The 22,926-nt window shown below is 68.3% G+C and carries 26 protein-coding genes and 1 pseudogene; 23 read left to right on the top strand and 4 right to left on the bottom strand.

The genetic code is table 11. The annotated features are described in order from the left end of the window. The 7 genes from ACWGIU_RS00560 to ACWGIU_RS00530 form a co-directional block, all read left to right on the top strand. The coding region (locus ACWGIU_RS00560) for a TSUP family transporter (RefSeq protein ID WP_453701505.1) at nt 1-570 on the top strand (570 nt) is incomplete at its 5' end. A gap of 93 nt (nt 571-663) precedes the next feature. Continuing rightward, a complete protein-coding gene (locus tag ACWGIU_RS00555) occupies nt 664-1,236 on the top strand; it encodes a rhodanese-like domain-containing protein (protein ID WP_453701504.1) in 573 nt (190 codons plus the stop codon). Between the two features lie 65 nt (nt 1,237-1,301). Further along, nucleotides 1,302-1,568, top strand: coding sequence for a metal-sensitive transcriptional regulator (locus tag ACWGIU_RS00550; protein ID WP_453701503.1), 267 nt, complete (start codon nt 1,302-1,304; stop codon nt 1,566-1,568). 743 nt (nt 1,569-2,311) lie between these two features. Then, on the top strand, nt 2,312-2,788 hold the full coding sequence (locus ACWGIU_RS00545; protein WP_453701502.1) for a cupin domain-containing protein: 477 nt from the start codon (nt 2,312-2,314) through the stop codon (nt 2,786-2,788). A gap of 425 nt (nt 2,789-3,213) precedes the next feature. Continuing rightward, nucleotides 3,214-3,459 (top strand): hypothetical protein, encoded by a 246-nt coding sequence (locus tag ACWGIU_RS00540; protein WP_453701501.1) that lies wholly within the window; start codon nt 3,214-3,216, stop codon nt 3,457-3,459. Between the two features lie 191 nt (nt 3,460-3,650). Further along, entirely contained in the window at nt 3,651-4,601 is a 951-nt protein-coding gene (locus ACWGIU_RS00535) for a 1-phosphofructokinase family hexose kinase (protein WP_453701500.1), read from the top strand. Between the two features lie 172 nt (nt 4,602-4,773). After that, complete coding sequence (locus ACWGIU_RS00530; protein ID WP_453701499.1) at nt 4,774-4,974, top strand: DUF5988 family protein; 201 nt, start codon at nt 4,774-4,776, stop codon at nt 4,972-4,974. Between the two features lie 438 nt (nt 4,975-5,412). Here the strand turns inward: ACWGIU_RS00530 and ACWGIU_RS00525 are convergent. Next, nucleotides 5,413-5,577, bottom strand: a pseudogene (locus ACWGIU_RS00525) (pirin family protein); the annotation flags it as partial. A gap of 94 nt (nt 5,578-5,671) precedes the next feature. On the opposite strand from ACWGIU_RS00525, the gene ACWGIU_RS00520 reads away from it, so the two are divergent. The 5 genes from ACWGIU_RS00520 to ACWGIU_RS00500 all read left to right on the top strand — a co-directional run bounded on the left by ACWGIU_RS00520 (nt 5,672) and on the right by ACWGIU_RS00500 (nt 12,091). Beyond that, nucleotides 5,672-6,826, top strand: coding sequence for a tyrosine-type recombinase/integrase (locus ACWGIU_RS00520; RefSeq protein WP_453701498.1), 1,155 nt, complete (start codon nt 5,672-5,674; stop codon nt 6,824-6,826). A 234-nt stretch (nt 6,827-7,060) separates the two neighbouring features. Further along, a complete protein-coding gene (locus ACWGIU_RS00515) occupies nt 7,061-7,240 on the top strand; it encodes a helix-turn-helix domain-containing protein (RefSeq protein WP_453701497.1) in 180 nt (59 codons plus the stop codon). A gap of 421 nt (nt 7,241-7,661) precedes the next feature. Next, nucleotides 7,662-8,444 (top strand): tyrosine-type recombinase/integrase, encoded by a 783-nt coding sequence (locus tag ACWGIU_RS00510; protein ID WP_453701496.1) that lies wholly within the window; start codon nt 7,662-7,664, stop codon nt 8,442-8,444. A gap of 598 nt (nt 8,445-9,042) precedes the next feature. Further along, entirely contained in the window at nt 9,043-9,981 is a 939-nt protein-coding gene (locus ACWGIU_RS00505; protein ID WP_453701495.1) for a hypothetical protein, read from the top strand. Between the two features lie 532 nt (nt 9,982-10,513). Next, nucleotides 10,514-12,091 carry a hypothetical protein gene (locus ACWGIU_RS00500; RefSeq protein WP_453701494.1) on the top strand — a complete coding sequence of 526 codons (1,578 nt, stop codon included), beginning with the start codon at nt 10,514-10,516 and terminating at the stop codon, nt 12,089-12,091. Between the two features lie 111 nt (nt 12,092-12,202). Here ACWGIU_RS00500 and ACWGIU_RS00495 read toward each other — a convergent pair whose 3' ends face one another. Together ACWGIU_RS00495 and ACWGIU_RS00490 are read right to left on the bottom strand one after the other, a co-directional pair. After that, nucleotides 12,203-12,691 (bottom strand): TrmO family methyltransferase domain-containing protein, encoded by a 489-nt coding sequence (locus ACWGIU_RS00495; protein ID WP_453701493.1) that lies wholly within the window; start codon nt 12,689-12,691, stop codon nt 12,203-12,205. A gap of 71 nt (nt 12,692-12,762) precedes the next feature. Beyond that, nucleotides 12,763-14,163, bottom strand: coding sequence for a Tat pathway signal protein (locus tag ACWGIU_RS00490; RefSeq protein ID WP_453701492.1), 1,401 nt, complete (start codon nt 14,161-14,163; stop codon nt 12,763-12,765). A gap of 208 nt (nt 14,164-14,371) precedes the next feature. Here ACWGIU_RS00490 and ACWGIU_RS00485 point away from each other — a divergent pair, with 208 nt between their 5' ends. The 6 genes from ACWGIU_RS00485 to ACWGIU_RS00460 all read left to right on the top strand — a co-directional run bounded on the left by ACWGIU_RS00485 (nt 14,372) and on the right by ACWGIU_RS00460 (nt 18,031). Continuing rightward, nucleotides 14,372-15,811: an SAM-dependent methyltransferase gene (locus tag ACWGIU_RS00485; protein ID WP_453701491.1), complete on the top strand. Its 1,440-nt coding sequence runs from the start codon at nt 14,372-14,374 to the stop codon at nt 15,809-15,811. Further along, nucleotides 15,808-16,395, top strand: a complete 588-nt coding sequence (locus tag ACWGIU_RS00480) for a hypothetical protein (protein ID WP_453701490.1) — start codon at nt 15,808-15,810, stop codon at nt 16,393-16,395. The genes ACWGIU_RS00485 and ACWGIU_RS00480 overlap by 4 nt, the downstream gene beginning before the upstream one ends. After that, complete coding sequence (locus ACWGIU_RS00475; RefSeq protein ID WP_453701489.1) at nt 16,392-16,721, top strand: hypothetical protein; 330 nt, start codon at nt 16,392-16,394, stop codon at nt 16,719-16,721. Before ACWGIU_RS00480 ends, ACWGIU_RS00475 begins: the two co-directional genes overlap by 4 nt. A 172-nt stretch (nt 16,722-16,893) precedes the next feature. Further along, entirely contained in the window at nt 16,894-17,361 is a 468-nt protein-coding gene (locus ACWGIU_RS00470) for a hypothetical protein (RefSeq protein WP_453701488.1), read from the top strand. 35 nt (nt 17,362-17,396) lie between these two features. Beyond that, on the top strand, nt 17,397-17,846 hold the full coding sequence (locus ACWGIU_RS00465) for a GntR family transcriptional regulator (protein ID WP_453701487.1): 450 nt from the start codon (nt 17,397-17,399) through the stop codon (nt 17,844-17,846). Then, nucleotides 17,843-18,031 (top strand): hypothetical protein, encoded by a 189-nt coding sequence (locus ACWGIU_RS00460; protein ID WP_453701486.1) that lies wholly within the window; start codon nt 17,843-17,845, stop codon nt 18,029-18,031. Before ACWGIU_RS00465 ends, ACWGIU_RS00460 begins: the two co-directional genes overlap by 4 nt. Nucleotides 18,032-18,090: 59 nt before the next feature. On the opposite strand, the gene ACWGIU_RS00455 is transcribed toward ACWGIU_RS00460, so the two are convergent. Then, nucleotides 18,091-19,557: a peptide deformylase gene (locus tag ACWGIU_RS00455; RefSeq protein ID WP_453701485.1), complete on the bottom strand. Its 1,467-nt coding sequence runs from the start codon at nt 19,555-19,557 to the stop codon at nt 18,091-18,093. 215 nt (nt 19,558-19,772) lie between these two features. Between ACWGIU_RS00455 and queC the strand changes: the two genes are divergently transcribed. From queC to ACWGIU_RS00430, 5 genes are read left to right on the top strand one after another with little or no spacing between them, the layout of a single operon-like run. Next, a complete protein-coding gene (queC, locus tag ACWGIU_RS00450; RefSeq protein WP_453701484.1) occupies nt 19,773-20,483 on the top strand; it encodes a 7-cyano-7-deazaguanine synthase QueC in 711 nt (236 codons plus the stop codon). Beyond that, nucleotides 20,480-21,181, top strand: a complete 702-nt coding sequence (locus ACWGIU_RS00445; protein ID WP_453701483.1) for a 6-carboxytetrahydropterin synthase — start codon at nt 20,480-20,482, stop codon at nt 21,179-21,181. Before queC ends, ACWGIU_RS00445 begins: the two co-directional genes overlap by 4 nt. Further along, complete coding sequence (locus tag ACWGIU_RS00440; protein ID WP_453701482.1) at nt 21,178-21,894, top strand: 7-carboxy-7-deazaguanine synthase QueE; 717 nt, start codon at nt 21,178-21,180, stop codon at nt 21,892-21,894. Before ACWGIU_RS00445 ends, ACWGIU_RS00440 begins: the two co-directional genes overlap by 4 nt. Further along, a complete protein-coding gene (locus ACWGIU_RS00435; RefSeq protein ID WP_453701481.1) occupies nt 21,884-22,333 on the top strand; it encodes a DUF6884 domain-containing protein in 450 nt (149 codons plus the stop codon). The genes ACWGIU_RS00440 and ACWGIU_RS00435 overlap by 11 nt, the downstream gene beginning before the upstream one ends. Beyond that, nucleotides 22,330-22,899 (top strand): phosphoribosyltransferase, encoded by a 570-nt coding sequence (locus ACWGIU_RS00430; RefSeq protein WP_453701480.1) that lies wholly within the window; start codon nt 22,330-22,332, stop codon nt 22,897-22,899. Before ACWGIU_RS00435 ends, ACWGIU_RS00430 begins: the two co-directional genes overlap by 4 nt. Nucleotides 22,900-22,926: the final 27 nt, after the last annotated feature.

The raw sequence follows: 22,926 nt of genomic DNA, 5'->3' as shown, positions 1-22,926 counted from the left end.
CTCTACACCCACGCCACCTCCGGCAACGTCCGCTGGAGAACCGGCGCCCTCTTCGCGGCCGCCGGCATCCCTCCCGCCATGGCGGCAGCCGCCCTCGCCGCACGACTGCCCGGGGAGTTGCTCACGGCCGCGTTCGCAGCCGTCGCAGGTCTCGCGGCCCTGCGCATGCTCAAGTCCCCCGCACCCGAGAACGAGGTCCGCCCGGTCCGCCCGGTCCGGGCCGCCGGAGCCGGCGCGAGCCTGGGGGCGGTCACCGGATTCCTGGGGGTCGGCGGCGGATTCCTCGCCGTCCCCGCTCTGGTCGGAGTGCTGGGGTTGAGGATGCGGGCGGCCATCGGGACCAGCCTGCTCGTCATCACCGTCAACTCGCTCGCCGCTCTCACCGTCCGTACCGGCGGCGCGGGGCCTCTGGACTGGGCAGTCGTCGCGCCCTTCACCGGGGCGGCGATCCTCGCCGCCTGGGACGGAAAGCGCCTGTCCGCCGCGATCAAGGGCCCCGCCCTGCAACGCATCTTCACTGTCGTGCTGCTGGCCCTTGCGGCCTTCATGCTCACCGACGCGATCCGCTGACAGCGGGTCCGCCGCCCCTACGGCCACCTCCCACAGCTCGCCCGGTATCCGCACCCGGACGCCGCCAACACCCAGCAGGAGAGACAGTCCCCCATGAGCACCCCCCACGCCCTCAGCTCCGAACAGGCCCTCACCCGCCTGCACGAGCTCACCGTCCTCGACGTCCGCACGCCCGGCGAATACGCCACAGGTCACCTGCCCGGCGCCCTGAACGTCCCCCTCGATCAGATCGCACGTGCCCTCCCCGCCATCCACCACGCCGCCGACCGCGGCGACATCCTCGTGGTCTGCGCCTCCGGAGCCCGCTCCGACAGCGCACGCAAGACGCTCGCCGAGCACGGCATCGACACCGCGACCCTTGCCGGGGGCACCGGCGCCTGGGCCGCCGCGGGCCATGACCTCCACCGCCCCGAGCAAGGCTCGCGCACTGCGTGGGGCATGGAACGCCAGGTCCGCCTGACCGCCGGCGCTCTTGTCCTCGCGGGCCTCGGACTCGGCCTGCTCCACCCCGCCTTCCAGCTCATCTCCGCCGCCGTCGCCGGCGGACTGGCCTTCTCCGCCCTCGCCAACACCTGCGGCATGGCAGCCGCCCTCGCCAAACTCCCCCACAACCGTCCGCGGCATGGCGACCTCGAGGCCACACTGGCAGCCCTCCTCGATCACTGACCCCGGAGATGAATACCCCCTGGGGTACCATGGGTACGGACAGCCCATCCATCAGGAGGTACTCGGTGAAGGTCGACGACAACGCGGTCAGCTCAGTCCTCAACCGACTGCGCCGCGCCCAGGGGCAGCTCGCCGGTGTCATCGCCATGATCGAAGCCGGGCGAGACTGCAAGGACGTCGTGACCCAGCTCGCCGCCGTCTCCAAGGCACTCGACCGTGCCGGATTCAAAATCGTCGCCAGCGGCATGCGCCAGTGCATGAGCAACGCCGATGAGAGCCAGGCGCCCATGACCGAGGAAGAACTCGAAAAGCTCTTCCTGGCTCTCGCCTGACACTCATCCGGAAGACGCGCGAGGCACCGACACTCCGCCATGGCCCCGGCCTCGCGGGCCGCACGGGCGCCGCACCGGAGGTGACATCCGCGCCCGGCCCATGGGGACGGAAGCGGAGGTCGCGCTGGGGCGACTGGCGTCCTTTGCGGCGGCAACCCCATGAGGAACCCGCCTCACCCGGACCGCAGCACGGTGAATCCGGGTGCCGAACACGCGCCGGCGGCGCTCGTTGTCGCGCACGAGTGTCGCCGATTCCGCGAGGAGATCCGCAGCTCGGTCGAGCAGCTCGGACGCCGAGTAGAGGTAGGCGGGGGCGTTCCGCTCGGACCGGAGGTCACCCAATCGTGGGTGGTGCGCGCACGGCGTGCACGCCGACCCGGCCACCCGCACCCCGGTGTCACTCGCCCACCACACCAGGTGACACCAATGGCGCGAAACATCACGCAAAGTGTCATCCTGGCGGGTAGGAGTCCTGTTCCACACCAGCCCGAGGACCCGATAATCGATGCCTTAAGCAGGCTGTGCCGGGGGGCCTGGGTCCGTTGTCGTGCAACGACGCAGGCTCTGATTCAGGAGTCGCGGATTGTGCTGGAGTACGCGGAATGCGGTAACGGGTCACACCCGGTTGCTTGTGCGGTAGCAGCTCGCGTACTTGGGGCCAGAAACGCCCAGGGCTCTGAGAATGTCGACGTGCGCTGACCAAGACCGCGACCGCGGACCGCCTTCGTTGACCGGGAGAGAAGATGACCATCAAGGACATCGGGCCGGAACCTCAAAGCTTCGACCTTGAGAAGGCGACGCTTGAGAACACGAACTATCGCGCCGTCGCCTGGTCCGGGAAGTATCTTCAGTTGACCCTCATGTCGATCCCGGTGGGTGAGGACATCGGCTTGGAAGCACACCCGGAGACTGACCAATTCCTACGACTCGACGCAGGCCGGGGTCGCGTCCAGATGGGCCGCGCGAAGGATCGACTCGACTTCGACCAGGAGGTCGAGGACGGTTGGGCGATCTTCGTACCCGCCGGCACTTGGCACAACGTCACCAACATCGGTGACGAGACCCTGCAGCTCTACGCCGTATACGCACCGGTCCACCACGCGTCGGGCAAGATCCACGCCACAGCCGCCGACGCGGAGCGCGACGAGGACTCAGGCGACGACGAGCCGGCAAGCTGGTCGGCCCAGCCTGACCAACAGCCGTCGGACGAGCACGCCTGACCACCGAGTTCTCATCGCGACAGTAGTTCCTCGCCAGAGGCGAGCCGGGAGAATCACGATCCTCCCTTCCGCCCGTACACCCATCTCGCCGCTGTTGACCGCTTCGGAGGGAACGGTTGGGGCACGTCTTTCGCGGTTCATCTGCCTGGATGTACCGCCCAAAGGCAGTCCCGCGTTCCTCCGCGACGGGCAGGCGTCGGCCTGCGTCCCGCCTCGACCGTTCGTTCTCCAGTGCAAAAGCGTTCCAGGAAGGCCGATGTCACGCTGGCTCCGTCCGAGCTGGACGACGAGATGGCCAAGGCCGCACGTTCCTGCCCCGGCGTGCCGAGGAACAGCCCCAGCCGTGGCCCGGCATGCAGGTGACGTCAGGCTGTTTCAGTATGGAAGTCGGGCCGGACGTGTCGCTGTCCACGGAGGTGAATGCGATGACGCTTCCCGCGCGGCGCCGGACCGGTGGCCCGGTGGAGCCGGACGCGTTCCTCGGCGCACGCACCAGTTCTGCGCGCCACGGGCGCGGCACCCGGCGCTCCAGCCGATGCGGGTACCAGGCCGTGCTCGCCTCGGCGGTGACGAGCGACGACGTCGGTACGGGTCCGGCCGACGGTGCGCTCACGGTCACCGTTCCCAAGGCGCAAGCAGTCACGGCACGTGGCGGGAAACGGCCTCCGTGAATATGTGCGAGAGAACAGCGGGCATCGCCAGGCCCGCGGGGCCGTGCCCAGAGGGCGGCTCGCCGGGAAAGGGTCAGCGCGATCGCCTGGGTACCGCGATGAGGACGGCCGCGACGCCGGAACCCACCACAGCCAGGGGTACCGACGGCGCAGGGGGATCGGAGAGCGCGTCCAAGCCGTCGATCCTCACCTTGACGATGAATCCTGCGGTCGATCTCTGCTGGGAGGTCGGGCACCTGGAGGTCACCGGCAAGAACCGTGCCCGGGTCAGGTCGGTGACCGCCGGGGGCGGAGGCATCAACGTCGCCCGTCATGTCGTGCGGCTCGGAGGACGAGCCACCGCCGTCCACACCGCCGGAGGCGAGGTCGGCCTGCGCCTGAACCGGCTGCTGGACGAAGAGGGCGTCGACCACGTCGCCGTCGACATCGACGATGACACCCGCGAAGCACTCGTGCTGTTCGAGGCCGAATCCAACCGCGGCTACCACATCGTGCCGCCCGGCCCGCACCTGCACGACCACGAGGGACGGCGAGCCCTGGATGCACTGGTGCAGGCCGTCGGCAACTGCCCGTACGTCGTGGCCAGCGGCAGCCTGCCCGGCGGCCTGCCCGACGACTTCTACGCGGTCGCCGCCCGCCGCATCAGGGAAGCCGGATCCCGAATGGTCCTGGACACCTCCGGGCCGGCGCTTCGCGGAGCACTCGCGCAGGGCGTGTTCCTGTTCAGGTGCAACCGCACAGAGGCCGAGAGCCTGACCGGCCGGCCGGTCCGCGGCTTCGACGACGCCCGGGCCCTCAACGAGCACCTGCTCACCACGGGGGCCGCCGAGATCGCCGTCACCACCCTCGGAGAACTGGGCGCGCTGTGCTCGACCGGCCACGGCCACACCGAGCTCCACGCGCCGCCGCTGCCCGGCGAGCCCCTGAGCGACGCCGGGGCGGGTGACAGCATGGTCGCCGCCCTCATCACAGAGCTGGCCGCCGGAGAGGATCCCGTCAGCGCCTCCGCGCTGGGGGTGGCCGCAGCCGCCGCGGCGATGCTCACCCCCAGCACCGAGCCCTTCGACCTGGACGTGGCCCGATCCCTCCGCTCCCAGGTGAGGACCAGGTTCCAGACCGATGCTCGGCGCTGGGGCATGTGACCCTGCCCGCTCCCTGCCGTTCGGTCGGCCCCTCAACCATATTGCGTACCCCGCGCCCACAAGCCGGCCCTGCTCCGTCACCGCGTCGGGGCGGGGCGCTGCCGGTGATGCTGAGCGACGCGGGTGCCGACCTCGCAATGCGAGCGGGCCTGCGATTGGGAAGACTGGACGCATGGCGACCAAGGCAGTACTTGAGGGCGGCCCGGACGATCTGCCCGAGCGGCTCGTTTCGATCTCCGATCCCGGACAGGACCTGAAGATTCCACACCGCGGCGGGTACGAGCATTTCAAGAACACGTCGCGGTACCAGGACGGCCCGGAGGGACCACTGGCGGTCTACGAGTGGTGGGAACGGACAGAGATCGCCGAATGAAACAGGCGGTCAAGGACGCTCGGCCAGTACCTCACCACAGCGGCCGGGCTGCGTGGGCCGAAACCGTATGGGGGACCGATCGCCGGCCTCGATCCAGTCCACCCGTTCCCCAACGGCTTCCGTCCTCCTGAGTACTTCGCGACCGGACGTGGGCAAGCGCGAACGCCGGCGCACGGACACGAAGACAGGCAAGGGCACAGGCAACGCCGGAACTCGGCGCTGAATGGCTCGAGTGGGGCACGGGGCTACGCTGCGGGACCTCCCCTCAACGGGCTCCTCGGAGACGGGGACCCACTCCAGGCGGGTGCCGAGCCTGTCGGGTCATAGCGCCGAACGCGTCACCGACGACGAGTCACTCGCCTGAAGGACAACCCGGCCCGTTCAGCATTCACGCGAGCCGCTTTGTGCAGCCCGCAGGCTGGATTACGTCAGCGCTGTTCAGCGCACCCTTCCCCTGGGCTTCAACCGAATTGGGGGAAGTTCCGGAGCTGGAATCGGAGCGCCTTCGTAGCCCTTCACCTCGCCGTAGCGACTCCCGTTCATCCAGTCCTCGCGGAAGCCCGCGATATCCTCTTGGGACCGTCCGATCCAGTTCCAGAACAAAGCGCGGCACAACAACGTTTTCGCAGGTCAATTGGGCCTCGGATAGCTGAAGGTCAGCAAACCGTCAGCATCGGTATCCGAGGGGTCCGGGCCTATGGCAGCCACGACACTGGCACGCGGTATGGGCAGCTTCTACAAGGACTGCGAGCATGCGCCGTCCCGTTGGTCGAAGTGCCCGCACTTCTACAAGGTCCGCTACCGGGGCTCCGGCGGTAACCAGGTCGAGGAGTCGGGCTTCCTGACGCGGGACGCGGCCATCGAGCGGCTGACCAGTGTCTACAAAGCGAAGAAGGCCGCCCCGAAGAGGCATGCGAAGAGCGAGCGTATCGAGAAGTACGGTCAGATGCGGTTCCGGGAGTACACCGCCGAGTGGAAGGCCGGCCAGCGTCACCTGGCTGCAGCGTCGCTCAGCCACCTTGACTCGCTCCTCCAGCACCACATCTTCCCGGCCCTTGCGACCCGTCGGATGAGCACGTTCGACCACAAGGTGGTGGATGGCTTCATCCGGACGATGGAGCGCAACGGCGTGGGCCTCGCAGCCCAGTCGAACGCCTACGACAAGCTGAAATCGATACTCCTCGACGCACATCGGTTGGGGCTCTTCGACGACAACCCACTCCTGGGCGTCAAGCCGCCGCAGTACGACCCCAAGCGTGCCGTCATCCCCTCCCCTGCCCAGCTCCAGGCCCTGCGCGGAGCGGGAGACGAACCCTTCCGGCTCGTAGTGGATCTCATGAGCGGCTGCGGCATGCGTAACGGCGAGGCCGCCGCGGTCAACATCCACAACATCGTGGCCGATGACGTCTACCGGGTCACCGAGCAGGTCAACCAGACGACTAAGACGTACGACCGCCTCAAGCATCGCAAGGTCGGCGAGTACCGCGACGTCCCGCTTCCCCAGCGGACCAAGGACGCCATCGAGTGGTACGCCGACAAGCACGGCACCACCGACGGCTACCTCCTGCGTCACCCACAGGATTCCGGCCGGCCCTTCCAGCCGTACCTCCTGCAGAACCAGTGGCAGCGGCTCAAGAGACGGGGGGAGCTCGAGATACCCGATGGCATGGTCATCTACGGTCTCCGCCACTTCTTCGCCTCGAACTGCCTCAGGCACAACATCCCCATCACCGACGTCGCCGAGTGGATGGGCCACAACAACATCGACATCACCTTCAAGATCTACCGACATCTCATGCCCGGCTCGATCAGCACAGCCGCCAGACTCCTCAACACCGGTCTGGCCGCGTGACGCACGCACCGACCGCCGAGAGCTCACGGCGCAGGTGCAGAACGGTTCAGGGGAGCAACCAAGTCTCCCGCCAACTGCTTGGACACCCCGTTCAGCCAGACGACGCTACTGCAATCCGACGGCTGATCCTTCGTACATAGCCGATGATCCCCGGTCAGCCAAACCGGGGATTCTCCGCACCATGGATCTCACGAAGTCCTAGCCGACGGAAGGGGCACCATGCCAGCGCAGTTCATGACCACGAAGGAACTTGCAGAGCACCTCAACATGTCGCTGGTCTGGGTCTACCGAGAGGCCGCGCGATCGGGCCTGACGCCCTACAAGTTCGGCACAGGCCGCAACGCGAAGATCCAATTCAAGGCCTCCGAGGTCCAGACATGGATCGAGCAGCAGAAGTTGCGCCGTGCGGCGTAACCAAACCCGCTGCTGGAAGCGCACCCTCACAACGGAGGTAGATCAAAAGGTGGCATCGAGGAACCTGGCTCGCGGGATGGGAACGTTCTTCAAGTCGTGCGATCACCCACAGGCCAGGTGGTCGAAGTGTCCGCATGACTACAAGATTCGATTCCGAGGACCATCCGGACGCCAGATTCAGGAATCTGGATTCGGGACTCAAGAGAAGGCCATCGGAAGGCTCACCGAGGTCTACGACACAAAGAGAAGCAAACCCCATAGCCAGGCGAAAGCCGAGCGCATCGAGAGATATGGACGCATGCCATTCAGCGAGTACGTTGCCGAGTGGCGATCAGGGCAGCGTCATCTGGCCGAGTCTTCAGCCAGGCAGGTCGACTCCTTGCTAGAGAACCACCTCCTGCCAACCCTCAGAAGCCGACGTATGAACACCTTCGACCACAAGGTGGTCGAGGACTTCGTACGCAATATGGAGACTGCCGGCATCGGCGTGGCGACACAATCGAACGCGTTCGACAAGCTCGCTTCCATCCTGCTTGATGCGCATCGTCTGGGCATCTTCGACGAGAACCCGCTACGAGGTGTCAAGCCTCCGCAGTACACGCCGAGTCGTAGCATCATCCCGGCTCCGAGCCAGCTTGCAGCGATTCGCTCCGCCGGCGACGACTCCTTCCAACTGCTCGTCGGCCTGATGAGCGGCTGCGGCATGCGCAACGGCGAGGCCGCCGCGGTCAACATCCGCAACATCGTGGCCGATGACGTCTACAGGGTCACTGAACAGGTCAACCAGACGACCAAGACGTACGGTCCGCTCAAACACCGAAAGCCCGGCGAGTACCGCGATGTCCCGCTTCCTTCGCGCATCAAGGACGCCATCGAGTGGTACGCCGACAAGCACGGCACGACCGATGGCTACCTCCTTCGGCACCCCGAGGACACCACCCGACCGTTCCAGCCGTATCTCCTGCAAAACCAATGGCAGCGGCTCAAGAAGGCGCAGGAACTCGCCATCCCTGACGGTGTGGTCATCTACAGCCTCCGCCACTTCTTCGCCTCGAACTGCCTCAGTCACGGCATCCCCATCACCGACGTCGCCGAATGGATGGGGCACAAGAGCATCGACATCACGTTCAAGATCTACCGCCATCTCATGCCCGGGACGCTCACGCAGGCAGCCAGGGTCTTGGACCTCGGTCTGGCAGCCTGAAACCACGACTGCCGGCGCCGCGCTCGCGGCTCACATGATGTGTCGTGCAGGCACCGCGGTGCCACCGATGCCGATCCTGGTCGCCAACGGACACGGTCATGCAACAGGCGGCGCAGGCTGGCTGGTAATCGGTGTGCAGTCCTCCCCTCACTCGATCGGCGAAAGTCCCGCCGTAGCCCTCGGGCGTACGACAGGCTGGTACGGCACACATTCGGCATCCCAAGGCAGGAGCTCACGAGCGTGTCCGCGAACGTTGCAGCACCCGACGAGGTACCCCTTCTTCCCACGGCACGCGACGTTCCACTCGGCCCTCTGGCTGGCATGGACGTACCGCTGTGGCAAGGAGCGACCGGCTCGGTGCTCCACCTGTCTGCGGCGTGCGGGGCGTTCCGAGTGCCTCCACAGCGGGCCGGCGTCAGCCTGCGCGTACCCGACCGCGGCAGCATGGCCGACGTTCCGGAGCCCGGAGGCTGTCGGCGTTGCCCCAACCCGTTTCCCGACTACTACGCGCAGGCCCGTCGTCTGATCTCACGTGGAAGAACTAGGCACGCTGGCCGGTCGGCTTGAGGCGCGGCACGACCTAGAGGCGTACTGTCACGTGCTCGCATTTGGAATGCACGGACCGGGATCGGGCGACCCGAAGGACGCCCACCGTCTGCTGCGTAAGCCGCTCGCGGCACTGAGCAGCGCCCGGGATCGGTTGGCTGAACGCCATGCCGACGCTTACCGCGGCGGGAAGGCCGAGGAAGAGCTGCTCCTGATCGGGACGGGCGCGCTGCTCGACTCCGACTTCCGTCGCCGCCGGCCTGGGAAGTTCCGGCTCCCCTGGCAGGAGACCTGGGAAGAGATCTGCGAGGAATCCCTGACCGCACAGGAGCTGAAGGATCCCTCTGCGGGCACGGCACGATATGACTACCAGTACGGATTCGACCGGTGGTGCGAGAGGTGGCTCAAGGCCCTCATGCATCTCGCCCCTGACGAGCAGCACGATCACTCTTCTCCCATCGCGGCACGATGGGCCCGTGCCCACGACACCTTGGAGCGCGAAATCAAGCGCGATCTACAGGATGAACCGTGGGTGACCAAGCTGGTCGATCAACTGCACGATACGGGAAGAGGATTGGTGACCGGCATCGCTGCTTCCATGACCGATCCGGTGGTCGTGGCTTACGACGGTCGCGAGGCGATCGACCTGCCCTGGCCGGCCCAATACCTCCTCTGGGCCCAATACCCAGGCGGTGTCCGCGACACCGGCCACAGCCGACACCGCCTGACCGCCCTCCCCCGGCTCTTCACCCTCCTCGACGGTCTCTCGCGCCGCTCCCTGCGGATGGTCGACGATACCGAGTGGCACGACTCACCAGCCGTCTACCAAGAGGCCATCGACAACGTCCCCAAGGCCGCGTTCTCGCCCGAGGCCCACTGCTGGTGGAATACCAACGCAGCCGGGCGGCTCCCCCACCTCCTGTCCATGGCACGCGCAGACGCCGTCTCCGCACAACGACAGCACCAGCGCGCCCAGGCACCCTGGCGGTAGGCCACAGCAGGCGCGGGCCCTCCGGGTCTGGGGCTATCGCCAATGCGGACGTGATCAGGTCTCGGGCAGCTTGGTCGTAGACGGCGGAGGCTGGAGGAGCCCGAACTCCTTGTGAAGGCCGCCTACTTGTCTCTGATCAGTCATCGTCTCAGCCCCGGTGTCCCTCGACCTCGACCCTGCTGCCGCCGAAGATCGAAAAGCCGACTCCTTGGCGGACCCAGAGGCGAGCGCGGGCTGGGATGATTCCCAGAGGCAGGCCCGGCAGCCCCGGCAGGTCCGTCGCGTCCAGCCATGCCGTTCCGACGTGGCTGCGACTACCACGCGACCTTGACCCCGAGCGCAGCATCGCGCGTCCCGTGTGGTCCCCAAGTGGTCCCCAGATCCGTGAGCACGGCCACGCTGCACAAGCCGATCCCCGCCGGTCCGCCGTTCGACCAGTAGGCCGTTCACAGCTCCGGGAGCTGTGTCAGCGGCCCACGCTACTGTCAGAGGTCATCCAGATCGGCTCGTAGCGGCGTGGAGGGTGACAGGCATGGGCGACGTGCAGTGGCCGAGTGATCCGGGGGCCTACGAACAGGCCATCGCCGTCCTGCTCAGCTGCATGCACCCCGAGCTGCTGCGTGTCGATGGATCGGGTGGCGACGGCGGCAGGGACGCCCAGCTCACGGACGCCCAGGGGCTCCACGTCTTCGAGATGAAGTCCTTCACCGGCCGCATGACGAAGGGGCGCCGGAGCAAGGTCGAAAGCTCCCTGGGCCGGGCGGCGCTGCTGAACCCCGTTAGCTGGGACGTCGTTGTGCCGATCGACCTCAACCCTGCCGAGGAGAGGTGGTTCGCCAGCCTCCAGGACCGATTCGCGTTCCCGCTCTCCTGGCGTGGCGCTACCTGGATCAAGGCCCGGCTCGTCGAGCGCCCGGCGGTGCGCCGGTTCTACTTCGCGGACCATCACGCGGAGCTGGGGCATCTGCTTCAAGAGATCGCGCGGAACAACATCTCCCCCATCAATACCGCCGCTGACGCGGCCGGTCGGCTACAGCAGCTGTGTGGCCGCCTGTCCGAGCTGGACCCGCATTACACCTTCCGCATCACCGCTGGCCCGGGATCGCACACCGGTATCGAAGTGCTGCCCGCGTACCCGGGAGCGGATCGCGACCAGCCCCTCCACATCGCGCTCAGCGTCACCGATCCCGACACCCCGGAGGGCGAACGTGCAGCCTCTGACTTCGAGCGGTGCCGACGCTATGGGGATGCCATCGACCTGCCCGCGCGTTTCGTGCAGTTGTCCGGCCCCGCCTCACTCCTGCCGCCTCAGGGATCCGACCGCGTCCGGATCGAGGCGAACCCCGAGCCCCGGGACCTGCCAGCCCAGCTGATCGTTACGGACCCGGCAGGTAGGCGTCTGGCTGCGCTCGGGCTGCACATGACGTCCATCCGTTCCGGCACTCACGGAGGCACGCTCACGGGGACCGATCCGACGGGGGCTGTCACCTGCCAGCTCCGGATGGATCGCACGACGCGGGAATCTTCACTCAAGATCGACATGAAGGTCCCCGCAGCCCTACGCCCTGCACAGTGGCTGGACGTCGTCCGCTTCGCTTCTCATGCGGGGCCAGGCGCGTGTCTACAGATGACGCTCGCAGGGCACCCCGTGAACGACCCCGCGCCCTTCCGCATCACCCCGCGCGAGGACGGTGCTGTACCAGTTCTGCGAGTTCTCGAGCAGCTCGTCGCGATCGAGCACTTGGCAGTGACCACCTTGGTGGTCCCCATGGACCCGAGCAAAGAGGACCTGCTCGCGATAGGCGAGGCCCACACGCTGCTCGTAGGTGGATCGGTCGACGAAGTGGTCTCCTCGGCGACGATTCAGGCGGATGACACCGAGTTCATCCGGGGCCTGCTCACGACACAGCGCCCAATCCGGCTTCGCCAGAATCACCCGAACTACGAAATCGAGATCTTCGGTCAGAAGGTCCCGATCGGGCGGGTTCAGCGCACGCTGCCCGCCCTGTATGTCTCCGATCATCGTCGGACGGCAGACGGCTGGCACCTCACTCTGACAGCCGGCCCCGAACCCGGAGCCAACGTGGGCACCATCCAGCGCGCTGGATAACTGGCCCGCAGCTCAGCCTGCGCGCCTCGCATTACACCGCCCCGGTACATGTACCTGGCACTGGTCCCCACACCCGTGCGTAGCCCCTTCAACCCACCCCGGTGTCAGGTGCTACTCAGGTCGTTTGGCAGCGGGTTCCCAGTAGTTCTCCAGCATCACTGCCGGCCAGGCCGGGGCGGTCACGGGGCCGCGGGGCCCCATCTGCTCAAAGTACGGTCCGAGGTCGTAGATGGGGGTTCCGTTTACGGCATCGAGGTCGGTGACGTGCAGGTCCCTGCCGTCGACCTTGAGGAGCCGGGGAAACGACGTCGCCATGCGGTTGGGGCGTCTGTGGTTTCGGTGCACGAAGGTGCCGGTGGGCTCCCAGTCCGGGTTGTTCCGAGGGCTGCGGGCTCCAAGGTGGAGGTCGGCGTCGGAGCCCAGGTGGAAGCGCCAGGTGACGACCAGGTGGGAGAACTCGTCGAGGCCCTGCAAGGTGTCCAGCGGCAAGTCCGCGCGGAGGCGGATGATCGATTCGACTCCGCCCTGGTAGTCGTCGGCGGGCTTCTCGTGACCGCCGACGACATGGGCGATGGCTTCCAGAGTGATCGGGTCCTTCACACAATCCTCCCCTGCGACTCCAGCCCGACCCGGGGGCCGCCCCGGTGCGGGCCAATGCTGTGATGGCGCGGTCAGCGTACCCGGCCGATCACTGCCCGGGCCCGGTCGTCCAGTTGCGCCAGCGCCGTACCTCCGCGGCCGCGGTAGGGAGACAGGGACCGGCGCATCTGGATCACGGTGTCCAGGGCCCGGCCGGACTGGACTCCCTGCATGGTGTCCAGGGCCTGGGACCAGGTGGCACAGGCCGCGTCGGCAGCTCCCCGCTGTATCTGCACCGCGCCCAGGAGGCCGAGGGTGACCGCGTGGGTGCGGGCGAAGGGCTGGGCTCGGCGGGTGCGGACGCTGCGCTCAAACTCGCGCTCGGCTCCACGGAGGTCTCCGAGGACCTGCAGGGTGCGGGCCGTCTCGTGGGCGAGGGATGCCTCGGAGAAGAAGAAAACCCGGGCGGGCTCGTCGTCTCCGCGCTCAGCTTGGCGCAAGTCGTCCTCAGCGCGCAGCAGGGCGGCAATGGCCTGCTGCTTGTGGCCGGCAGCCGCCAGGCTGCGTGCGTGAACGACCCCGAGGAGAGAGCGTTCGCGCGGGCTCGCATCCGTGTATCGGCGGTGGGCGACGGAGGTCTCGGCCAGTCGGAGTGCCTGGGCGGGGTGGCCGAGGTCGAGGGTCTGGTGGGCCTGGGCGCGGAGGATGTGGCCTGCCAGAGGCGCGTCGTCGGCTTCAGCCGACAGCCGCAGGGCCACGTCGAGCCACTTCTGGGCGAGCGCGTGCTCGGAGGAGTCGAACGCCGTCCAGCCTGCTAGGTATGCCAGTTCACCGGCGGCGGTGAACATCTCCTGCCGCGTGTGCTGGTCGGGGAATCGGCCGTCGAGGTAACTGGCGACGTCGGTGCGGAGATAGGCGACGAGGGCGGACCGGCCGTCTGCGCCACCGCGGCGCTGTTCGCGCTGGGAGAGCAGTTGTGTCATTTCCCGGACTGCGGCCACGTCGTCCGGGCCGACCTGCCATCCGGCCGACGGCTTCCGTGCCCGAGCTGTAGTAACCGTGTCCTGCCACCAGCGATCAGACGGCAGGAACATCCCCGCGAGGGAGAAGGCTGCACCCTTGAGGGTGCGGCGGCGCTCCAGATCCAAGTCGGTCCCCCCGAGATCGACAAGCTGTGCGATTGGGTCGCTGTCCCGTGGAGCCGAACCTGCCTGCTCGTCGGGGTCCTTGAGCCCGATGTCGGCAGCCGTGACGACCCGGTGGATCCCTCGGCTGTTCAGCCCTCGCGACAGCGCTTCGCACAAGATACGGGTCGCCGGCGGCGCCGGGTGCGATCCGCGGACCCACTGGTTGACGTGCGAGGCCGACACCGCATTCAGTTCGTCGGCACCGACCTCGGCTGCCACGCGCTGCAGGTGCCGGGCGGTGGTGGCCTGCGACCAGCTCAGTTGGTGCAGCACACCCTCCAGCAAGGTGTTGCGCTCACGCGGCACCGGAAGCTCCCGTCCACGAAACGATCTTTACGCGCTTTACGCGGTACCGCGCCCTCCTTGGGATACCCACGCCGGGTGAATCGCGGTTCGCTGAGCGTAACGGTAGCCCCAAGGGCCACGTTCCTGGCCGCAGTTCGGCCATCGGCTTCCTCCACAAGAACGCTCCGCAGGAGCGTCCACGACCGCGTACGAGGAATGAGGTGAAGCGATGAACTCCCACCAGATCACGCGCGGCGACCTGCTCGAGGCATTGGCCTCCCCCACCGCCCTCTCGGCCTGTATGACGCTGCCCAGCCGCCCCGAATCCGTAAAGACGGCACGGGACTTCGTCGCGGACCAGCTGGCCCGGTGGGGCCGTCCAGACCTGGAGGGCTCCGCCACGCTGGTCTGCAGTGAGCTGGTCACCAATGCCGTCACTCACGCCACGCCGGACTCCTCAGCGAGCGGATGCATGGTCGCTCTCACCCTGGTCCCCGGGGAAGCGTTGATCACCCAGGTCGCAGACCCCGATCCTTCACCCCCGCTCCCGAGGGTCACCCTCTCCGGCGCCCTGGCGGAGGACGGCCGCGGACTGTCCATCGTCACGCAGTTGTCCGCCTACTGGAGTGCCTCCCCCAGACCCGATGGGAAGGGGAAGGTCGTCAGCGCCTACCTGCTGACGAACCACGACACCACCGGACCGAGCGAGACCGTGGCCGTGGAGCCCTTCCTGCCGGACCATGTACCGTCGGCCGACCTGCCTGTGCAGGCCTCCTCGGTACACACGCCCACATCGGAGTGCGAGCCCGAGTTACCGAAGCTCGACCTGTCCACACCGTCCGTGGCGCGGGTGTGCGACTTCATCACCGGCGGCACGGACAACTACTCGGCCGACCGCGCTCTGGGCCGGCTCCTGCTCACGGCAGCGCCCTGGCTGGACCGCGCCGCGGCTGCGGCCCGCAACCACGGCCAGGAGACCGTCGCGCGCCTCGCCGCACAGGGAATCACCCAGTTCCTTGACCTGGGCTGCGGACTGCCGCAGCGCCACGGACGCAACACGCGCGACGCGGCCCAGCGCCACCGACCGGAGTCCACCGTCGTCTACGTCGACCGAGACCCGATGGTTCAGGCTCACGTCCGAACCTGGATCTCGGAGACTCCTCGGGAGCAGGACCTCCACGCCGACATCACCCGGACAGCTCACCTGCTCGACCAACCGGCCATCGCGCGTCTGGACCGCGCACGACCGATCGCCGTGCTGCTGCACGAGGCCCTGCCCTGGATCAGCGACGGGAAGGCCCAGCACCTGCTGGAGACTCTGCGGAACTGGCTGCCTGCAGGCAGCGTACTGTCCGTCGTCCACGCGGCCGCCGACAGCCACCCCGAGTCCACCCCCGCCCTCGCCGGGCTCTACCGGAAGGCGGGCATCCTCTACCGGCCCCGGAGCCTGCAGCAGTTGCTCGCCCTGGTCCACAGCTGGGACGTGGACACCCCCGGCATCACCGCTGTTCCTCTGGGAGGGCTCCACGCCGTTGGCGGCCGAGCACCGCTGTACGGCTCGTACGCCTTCGTCGCTCGCGCACCCCATCCGCCTGCACCGCGGAGTGGCCAGGACGCTCTGGCACGGGAAGCGGCCGCTGGCGGCGCGGGCCGGGAGGCGACGAGGTGACCGCTCCCTACTGCGTGCGGGCGCTGGCCCCCGCCGACTTTCCGCGAGCAGGCAGCTTGCTGGCCCGGCGCTGGGCGCGCGAGGCCGACTGCGGGCGGCCGGTCGACCAGGAAAGGGACTACGCCCTGATCCTGCCCCTGCGCACCGGGGACCCCCCGGCGCTGTACGGCCTGTTCGAGGACGAGGGACTCGTGGCGATGTGGGAGCTGGACCCCACATCGCCGGGTCCCGGTTGGAGCGCCTCCGAGCGGCGGGAGCGCAGCGTCAGCCTGTTCCTGCTCTATACCGACCCGGACCACCGGCAGGCGGGACGCCTGGTCTCGCTCTGGCTCGCCGACCACTTCGCCCGCAATCCTCAGCCACCGGTATGGCTGCGCTGCAGCATCCCGGATGACCGGCTGGCGGCGCACATCACAGGGACGTGGGGCTGGCAGGAGGTCCGCCAGGAAGGCGGCCGACACCTGCTCCAGCTCCCGCCCGAGCTCAAGCCGCATCTCAACCTGTTGATCGCCGGACAGCCTGCCTGCGCGGCTCCCGGCAGCAGCACTCGCCCGCCCGCACTCGCTAGGACCGATCACTCGTGACGCTGCCCGACTACGAAGTTGACGCCTACTGGACCGGACTCGAGGACTACGAGCCGGAGCCGGCACACGACCCCTTGTTCACACGGACGGTACGCAATGCGCCGCCGGGTGACGTATGGGAGGCCTCCCCCCGCGAGATCCGGGTCGGCGACTGGCTGATCGTCGACGGCACGGCGTACGAGATCACCAACATGTTCTCCCGAGGCTTCGACAGCGCCGTGAAGCGGGTGATCCTCCGCGGCCACGCCCCGCAGGTGGTCACGACCCGGCACGAGACCGTGCGCCCGTACGAGACCTCGCACCGCGCCCCGCGCCTCCCCTGGTAGCCGGAGTCTCCCCCGCTCGGCGCTCATACCCGACATCCAATTCCCTGTCCAAGGAGCTTTCGTGGGTCCGTCGCTTCCGATCCCCACACCGCAGGCCTGCTTACCCTCTCCGCCTTCATGGCCGGGCACGGTGCCCGCCGATGTACCTCGCACACCGCCCGAGGCGGAGCCGGTGACCTGGCGTCTTCTGCGCGCCCTCGCGATCTCCCGGCACGAGGACATCACCAGCGAAGACAGCGGCCTCTGGAATGTCCTCAACCGCGTCCTCGACGACGCCGTGGAGTCGCCCGACGTCCGCCCGCTGACCGCCAGCCTGGCTGTGGACCTCGGCTCACTGACGGACCGCGCCTCCCGCCACATCCAAACCGGGCTCACCGAGGAGACACGGTCGCGGGCATGCGTCCTCCTGCGCGAGGTCCGCGACCGGCTGCGCCTCGACACCCAGGACATCGGCCTCCTGCGCCGACTGGCCTGGATGACGGAGGAGGTCGCGGACGAGGCCCTGGAGCAGGCTTCGTCCGGCGTGACTTCGGCACGGGCCGCAGCGCGTGCGTCCGCGTACTCCCCCGTGCCGGCGGGGCGGGCCGGGCAGTGGTCCACAGGGCCTGCCCCTGCCACATATCCGGCGGCCTCGGCATGACCGCCGACGCCTCCGCTGCGACGAGGCCTGAGAGCATGCGGGTCCTGGACCGGGCCTGCGTCATCGTGCACCAGCACATCACCACCGCGTACCCACCGGGCGCCGCCCTTCCGAGCATCAAGCAGCTGGCGCTGGACTTGGGGCTGCCAGAGAAGCACGTGCACCAGGGGCTGCTGCGGCTGGACGGCTTGGGCGAGATCGCGCTGCACACCGGCAGCCTGCCGGTCCGGCTCCGTACGCGGGAACCGCACCCCCGCGACCGCGCCCTTCACGGTGCCGTCCGCGACCGGATCCGCGCCGGCCACTACCAGCCGGGGCAGGCTCTGCCTACTGGGCTGCTGGGCGAAGAGTTCGGACTGCTCCCGCACCACGTACAGCGCGCGCTCCGGTTCCTCACGTCCGAGGGAACCCTCCGCTTCGACGAACGCGGAGCCTACGGTCCGGGCCACTACGTCCCGGTGGCCCTCGCGAAGGCCGTCTCGTGAACCACACAGGATCCGCGGGCCTCCCGGACACGGTGCTGCTTCCCGCGGAAGCCCGGGAGTGGCTGAGCAGGCCGAGCGCTGCCCGTATCGCGACGGTGTGGCAGGACGGTGCACGCAACGCCTACCCCGCCGCCCCCCGCTACCTCGCGGACATGCCGACAACCGACGGCCGGAGGCTTCCGTGACTCCCCGACCTGCAGAGCTGAGCTGGCAGGTGCTTCCTGGAGCCTGCCGAAGAACGCTCTCAATAGGTCCAGTTCTGCCCGGTTCCGCGGTACTCCTCAACAGGGATCGGTTGGACGCCTTCCTCCATGCGGGAGCGGTAGAGCTGGCCGTCGAGGTGGTCCACCTCGTGCAGGACCAGACGCGCCAGTCCGTGGTCGAACCGGGTGAGCCGAGGGGTTCCGTCGATGTCCGTGTGGGCGATGACGATGTGGAGCGGCCGGGGGACGAGGCCCCGTACGTCGAAGAACGACAGGCATCCTTCGTACTGCCGGTCGGTCTCTGCCGAGGACTCCGCGATGGTGGGGTTGAGCAACACGATCGGGGCGGATCCGTCGCCGGGTGGGACGATGACGGCGGCGGCGCGGTCGATGCCGATCTGCGGGGCGGCGATGCCCATGCCCTTGCCGAAGTCATGGAGTTCCTTGACGCGAGAGATCGCGGCGTCGAGTTGACGTACGACGTGGCGTGCCTCGTCAGCCTCGGCGGGGAGGTCGAAGGGTCGAGCCACGGTCTGGAGGAGGATGTCGCCTTCCTGGACGATGCCGGCGGCGGCCATGAGGGCGCTGGGGGTGGGGGTGTTCACGGGCTCGCTCTCTTGAGGGTGTGCGGTCTTCAGTCGCCATTCCATCCGGTACCGGGCGTGGAGGGGCGGGTCGAGGGTCGTCCAGGTGTAGACCGTGTGGTCTGCGTCGACGGCTTGGGTGGGTGGTGTGCGCAGCGGCGCGAAGTTGGCACTGAGGGAGGTCTCGGTGCCCCAGACGGTCGGCTGCAGTGCAGTGGGGAAGGACAAGCTGACGGTGAGCTCACGGGTGGGCAGCCGGACGGCTCGTTGGAACCAGGGGCCCCATTTGTCAGCGGTGACCGAATAGCTGTAGGTGATCCCGGCTTCCTGGCCTGGGTAGAGGGGGAAGCGGGTGCGCGCGTTTGCGAACTCGAGCCAGACCTCTTTGAAGGCGTCGCGGTCGTGCTTGACCACGCGCCCCATCTGTTCGTCGCCGCAGTGCGCTTCCAGCTGGAGTTCTTCCCAGGTCAGGGGATGGGCCCGGTACAGGGCGTTGGAGCGTTCTGGTTCGCCCGGGTAGCGGTCGACGGCGATGCGGACGAGGTAGCGGGTGATCGGCTCCGTGCCCGTGTTGCGCAGCCGGCGGTGCATCGTCAGGTGATAGACGGAGCCGTTGTAACGCAAGGCCGCGGTGTCTTCCAGGACGAGGATGCCGGCGGACGGCGTGGTCTCGGCTGCCTCCAGAGTGGGCTGAGTGCCGCCGTCGTCGTCTTGCCATGCCTTCCAGATTTTTCCGCCCGCGTCGAGTTCCTTGTCGAGGCGCCGGGCGAGATCAGAGGAGCCGCGTTCCCGCCTGGACTCCAGATGGCTCACGTACGACGGCGAGATAGTCAAGCGGCGGGCCAGATCGGCCTTGGACAGGCCCCGAACCTCACGAAAGTGGGTCAGCTCGGCTGCAAACGACGGTTCCCCCTGGCCTGGCATGTGGAGCCCCCTGTAGGTGAGTTCGCGGACTGCGTGAGTGAGCGCGGCTCACCGATGCCTCATCCTGCCCCCTTCGGGCTGACTGTTACCAGGCGGTGGCGGACGTAGTCCGACCCCGCTCGCATCGCTGGCGGATTCCTCCCCGCCGGCAGACCCCAGGTCCGCAAAATCCACTGCCCCGGACACGGTTCGGGGGACCTCGGAAGGGCACGCTCATGCCTCGAACTTCCGTACCGCGTCACGCGGTACTCATCTTCTCCGGCGGCCTGGACAGCGCCGTCACTGCCTACAAGCTCCGCGACGAGGGCGTCACCGTGAGCCTGCTCTCGTTCAACTACGGGCAGCGCCATGTCAAGGAACTGGCCCACGCGGCGAACCTGGCCGATCAGCTCGGCGTGTCCCACGACATCGTCGACCTGACGTCGCTGGGCCGGATCCTGGGCGAATCCGCCCTGACCGACCCCGCCATCAAGGTGCCGCACGGCCACTACCGCGCCGAGACCATGCGCAGCACGGTCGTCCCGAACCGAAACGCGATCATGCTGGAGATCGCGGCCGGCGCCGCGGTCGCGGCAGGGGCGGACGCCGTGGCGTTCGGCGCGCACTCCGGGGACCACGCGATCTACCCGGACTGCCGGCCGGAGTTCTTCACCCTCATCGAGGCATCCATGAAGGCCGGGAACGACGGGCACATCGACGCCGACTTCCAGCTCGTCGCCCCCTTCCTGGAACTCACCAAGGCCGACATCGTGCGCGAGGGCGCCCGCCTGGGTGTGCCGTTCGAGCTGACCTGGTCGTGCTACGAGGGCGGCGAGATGCACTGCGGCGCCTGTGGGACCTGCGTGGAGCGCCGAGAGGCGTTCAACGAGGCCGGGGTGGCCGACCCCACCCTCTACATGCCGGCGCCGAAGGGCGCCGTCCGATGAGCGGCACCCTGCCTCTCTTCCGGATCGGGAAGAGCTTCCGCTTCGAGGCCACGCGACGGCTCGACGACGGAGGCTACGACGGGCACTCGTTCACCGCGGAAGCCGTGCTGTCCTCCCCGGTGCTCAGCCCGGAAGGTTTCGTCGCCGACTTCGGCGACCTGGCCCCCCTCAAGCGGTACATCGACGGGGCTCTGGACCACCAGATCCTCAACGACTGCGTGAAGGACGTCTCCAACGAGGGGATCGCCAGCCGCGTCCTCGGGTGGGCGCGCGAGAACCTACCGCCCGACATCGCGTCCGTGCTGGAAGAGGTCCGTGTCCGGACCGGGAGGCTGCAGGCTCCCCCGTCGTCCGCGTTCGTCGCCTTCGAGGCATCGCACCAGCTGCGCGGACTGCGCGACGGTCATCCGTGCGGGCGTCTGCACGGCCACTCCTACATGCTCAGCGTGCCCGTCTCCGCCGTCCCCCGGCTCGGGGACGTGCCCGTGCTGCTGCGCAATCACCTGCGCAACGCCGTGCACGCCAAGGTCCTGAACGAGGTGATTCCCGGGTTGAACCCGACCTCGGAGAACCTCGCCCGGCACTTCTCGCAGTGGCTGGCGGACCGGGCCATGGGAGGCACCGGCTGGGGTGGCACGTGTGTGCGGGTCTCGGAGACGGAGACCAGCTGGGCCGAGTACGTGGGAGGCACGGCGTGAGCACGCTGGAGCACGCCGGGTTACGGATCCGGGTCTCGGAGAAGTTCGGCAGCACGGTCCAGGGCGAGGGGCCCAGCACCGGGGTGCCCGCATGCTTCATCCGTCTCGCCCTGTGCAATCTCATCTGCTCGCCGTGCGACACCCCCTACAGCTGGGACACCACTCGGTACGACCTGCGCAAAGAGGCCCACTACGAGAGCGTCGAGGAGCTGCTGGCGTGGGCTCTGGACCAGCCCGAGGACCTCATGGTCATCACCGGCGGCGAGCCGCTGATCCAGATGGCTGGCCTGACCGAGCTGGTCAAAGGGCTGCGGTCGGCCGGCCGGACGGTGGAGATCGAGACCAACGGAACCATCGCCCCGGCCGATGCCTTGGTGGCGGCCGGGCCGTACTTCAACGTGTCCCCGAAGCTGTCCCGGTTCGGAGCGGGCATGCCGGAGTCGCGACGGCTCGTCCCCGGCGTTCTGCGGGCCTTCGTCGCCACCGGCCGGGCCCGCTTCAAGTTCGTTGTCTCCGAGCCCTCCGAGGTGGCCGAGATTGCCGTGTTGGAGGCGGCCTACGCCCTGACCGACATCTCGGTGATGCCGGAGGGAACGGACCCGGAGGTGATCCTCGCGGGGATGCGCACCCTGGAAGGCGCGGTACGCGAGCGGGGCTACCGGCTCGGGACCCGCCTGCACGTGCTGATGTGGGGTGACGAACGTGGCCGCTGAGCACGCCGTTCCCGACGGGCTGGTGGTCGTGGCGTGCTGCAAGGAGAAGCGTGTGACCGCCGCTCCCCTGCCCGCGCTCGACCTGTACGAGGGGTGGGTCGTCCCGCTCATCCGCGACAGGGTCACCGAGCGCAGCGGGCTGCGCAGCCGCGTCCTGGTGCTGTCGGCCCTGTACGGGCTGGTCACCGCCGACGCGCCCGTCACCACGTACGAGCAACCCATGACCGAGGAGACGGCGCGCGTCCTGGCCGGGACGGCGCCCCAGATCCTGCGCCGCCATCTGGCCCGGTTCCCCGCCTCCGAGGCCCTGCTGCTGATGGAACCCCCGTACGCCCAGGTGCTGGGCCCGGTCCCGGTGACGAGGACACACCTGATCACCGACCCGATGGACCGCCACGCCGACATCCACGCCGTCCTCGACTCCTGGAGCTGGCCGTGACCACCCGTGTCTTCGAGAACCGCCGCGTCTGGCAGCTCACCCGCGACGACTTCCTCGCTGCAGCATGCCTGATCGCGGACCAGGAAGCCGAGCGCGCACCGGCAGCCGTTCTCGGAATCGCCCGCGGAGGTGTCCGCCTCGCCGAGATCGTCGCCGAGCAGCTCGGTGTCCCGGCCGTCGTCGTCCGGGCCCGCCACAACGCGCCCGAGGGCATCCAGCAGGCCGCCACCGGCCGGATCTTCCTCGACCACGAGCACAACGAGGATGCGCTCGCCACACTGCCCGCCGCATCCCCGCTGCTGGTCGTCGACGACATCTGCGGCTCGGGAGCGACCCTGCACACCGTCTTGGACATGCTCACCACCACAGTGAGCCCGGCCGGTGTCCGTACGGCCGTGCTCTGCCGCAACGAGGGCTCCGCCTACCCGCTCGACAGCTGGGGCTGGGACGTCGCCGACTGGGTGCACTTCCCGTGGGAGCCCGAGCCGGAATCCGGCCGTCTGGAAGCTCTTCCCCCGCTCACCAGTCTGCGAAGCCATACCAGGGCGCCGCGGACCCGTGCCTGACCGGCACTCCCTACGCCCGTTCCCCTT

Source organism: Streptomyces sp. NPDC054840 (assembly GCF_053611065.1).
The sequence above is the reverse complement of the archived record's forward strand: the minus strand, read 5'-3'. Positions and strand labels throughout refer to the sequence as shown.

Coding starts and splice junctions, on each gene's coding strand:
- ACWGIU_RS00530 (WP_453701499.1), top strand. CDS start 4,774: ATGGCGACCAAGGCAGTACTTGAGGGCGGCCCGGACGATCTGCCCGAG.
- queC (WP_453701484.1), top strand. CDS start 19,773: ATGCCTCGAACTTCCGTACCGCGTCACGCGGTACTCATCTTCTCCGGC.
- ACWGIU_RS00485 (WP_453701491.1), top strand. CDS start 14,372: ATGAACTCCCACCAGATCACGCGCGGCGACCTGCTCGAGGCATTGGCC.
- ACWGIU_RS00520 (WP_453701498.1), top strand. CDS start 5,672: ATGGCAGCCACGACACTGGCACGCGGTATGGGCAGCTTCTACAAGGAC.
- ACWGIU_RS00455 (WP_453701485.1), bottom strand. CDS start 19,557: ATGCCAGGCCAGGGGGAACCGTCGTTTGCAGCCGAGCTGACCCACTTT.
- ACWGIU_RS00510 (WP_453701496.1), top strand. CDS start 7,662: ATGAACACCTTCGACCACAAGGTGGTCGAGGACTTCGTACGCAATATG.
- ACWGIU_RS00555 (WP_453701504.1), top strand. CDS start 664: ATGAGCACCCCCCACGCCCTCAGCTCCGAACAGGCCCTCACCCGCCTG.
- ACWGIU_RS00465 (WP_453701487.1), top strand. CDS start 17,397: ATGCGGGTCCTGGACCGGGCCTGCGTCATCGTGCACCAGCACATCACC.
- ACWGIU_RS00515 (WP_453701497.1), top strand. CDS start 7,061: ATGACCACGAAGGAACTTGCAGAGCACCTCAACATGTCGCTGGTCTGG.
- ACWGIU_RS00445 (WP_453701483.1), top strand. CDS start 20,480: ATGAGCGGCACCCTGCCTCTCTTCCGGATCGGGAAGAGCTTCCGCTTC.
- ACWGIU_RS00545 (WP_453701502.1), top strand. CDS start 2,312: ATGACCATCAAGGACATCGGGCCGGAACCTCAAAGCTTCGACCTTGAG.
- ACWGIU_RS00500 (WP_453701494.1), top strand. CDS start 10,514: ATGGGCGACGTGCAGTGGCCGAGTGATCCGGGGGCCTACGAACAGGCC.
- ACWGIU_RS00540 (WP_453701501.1), top strand. CDS start 3,214: ATGACGCTTCCCGCGCGGCGCCGGACCGGTGGCCCGGTGGAGCCGGAC.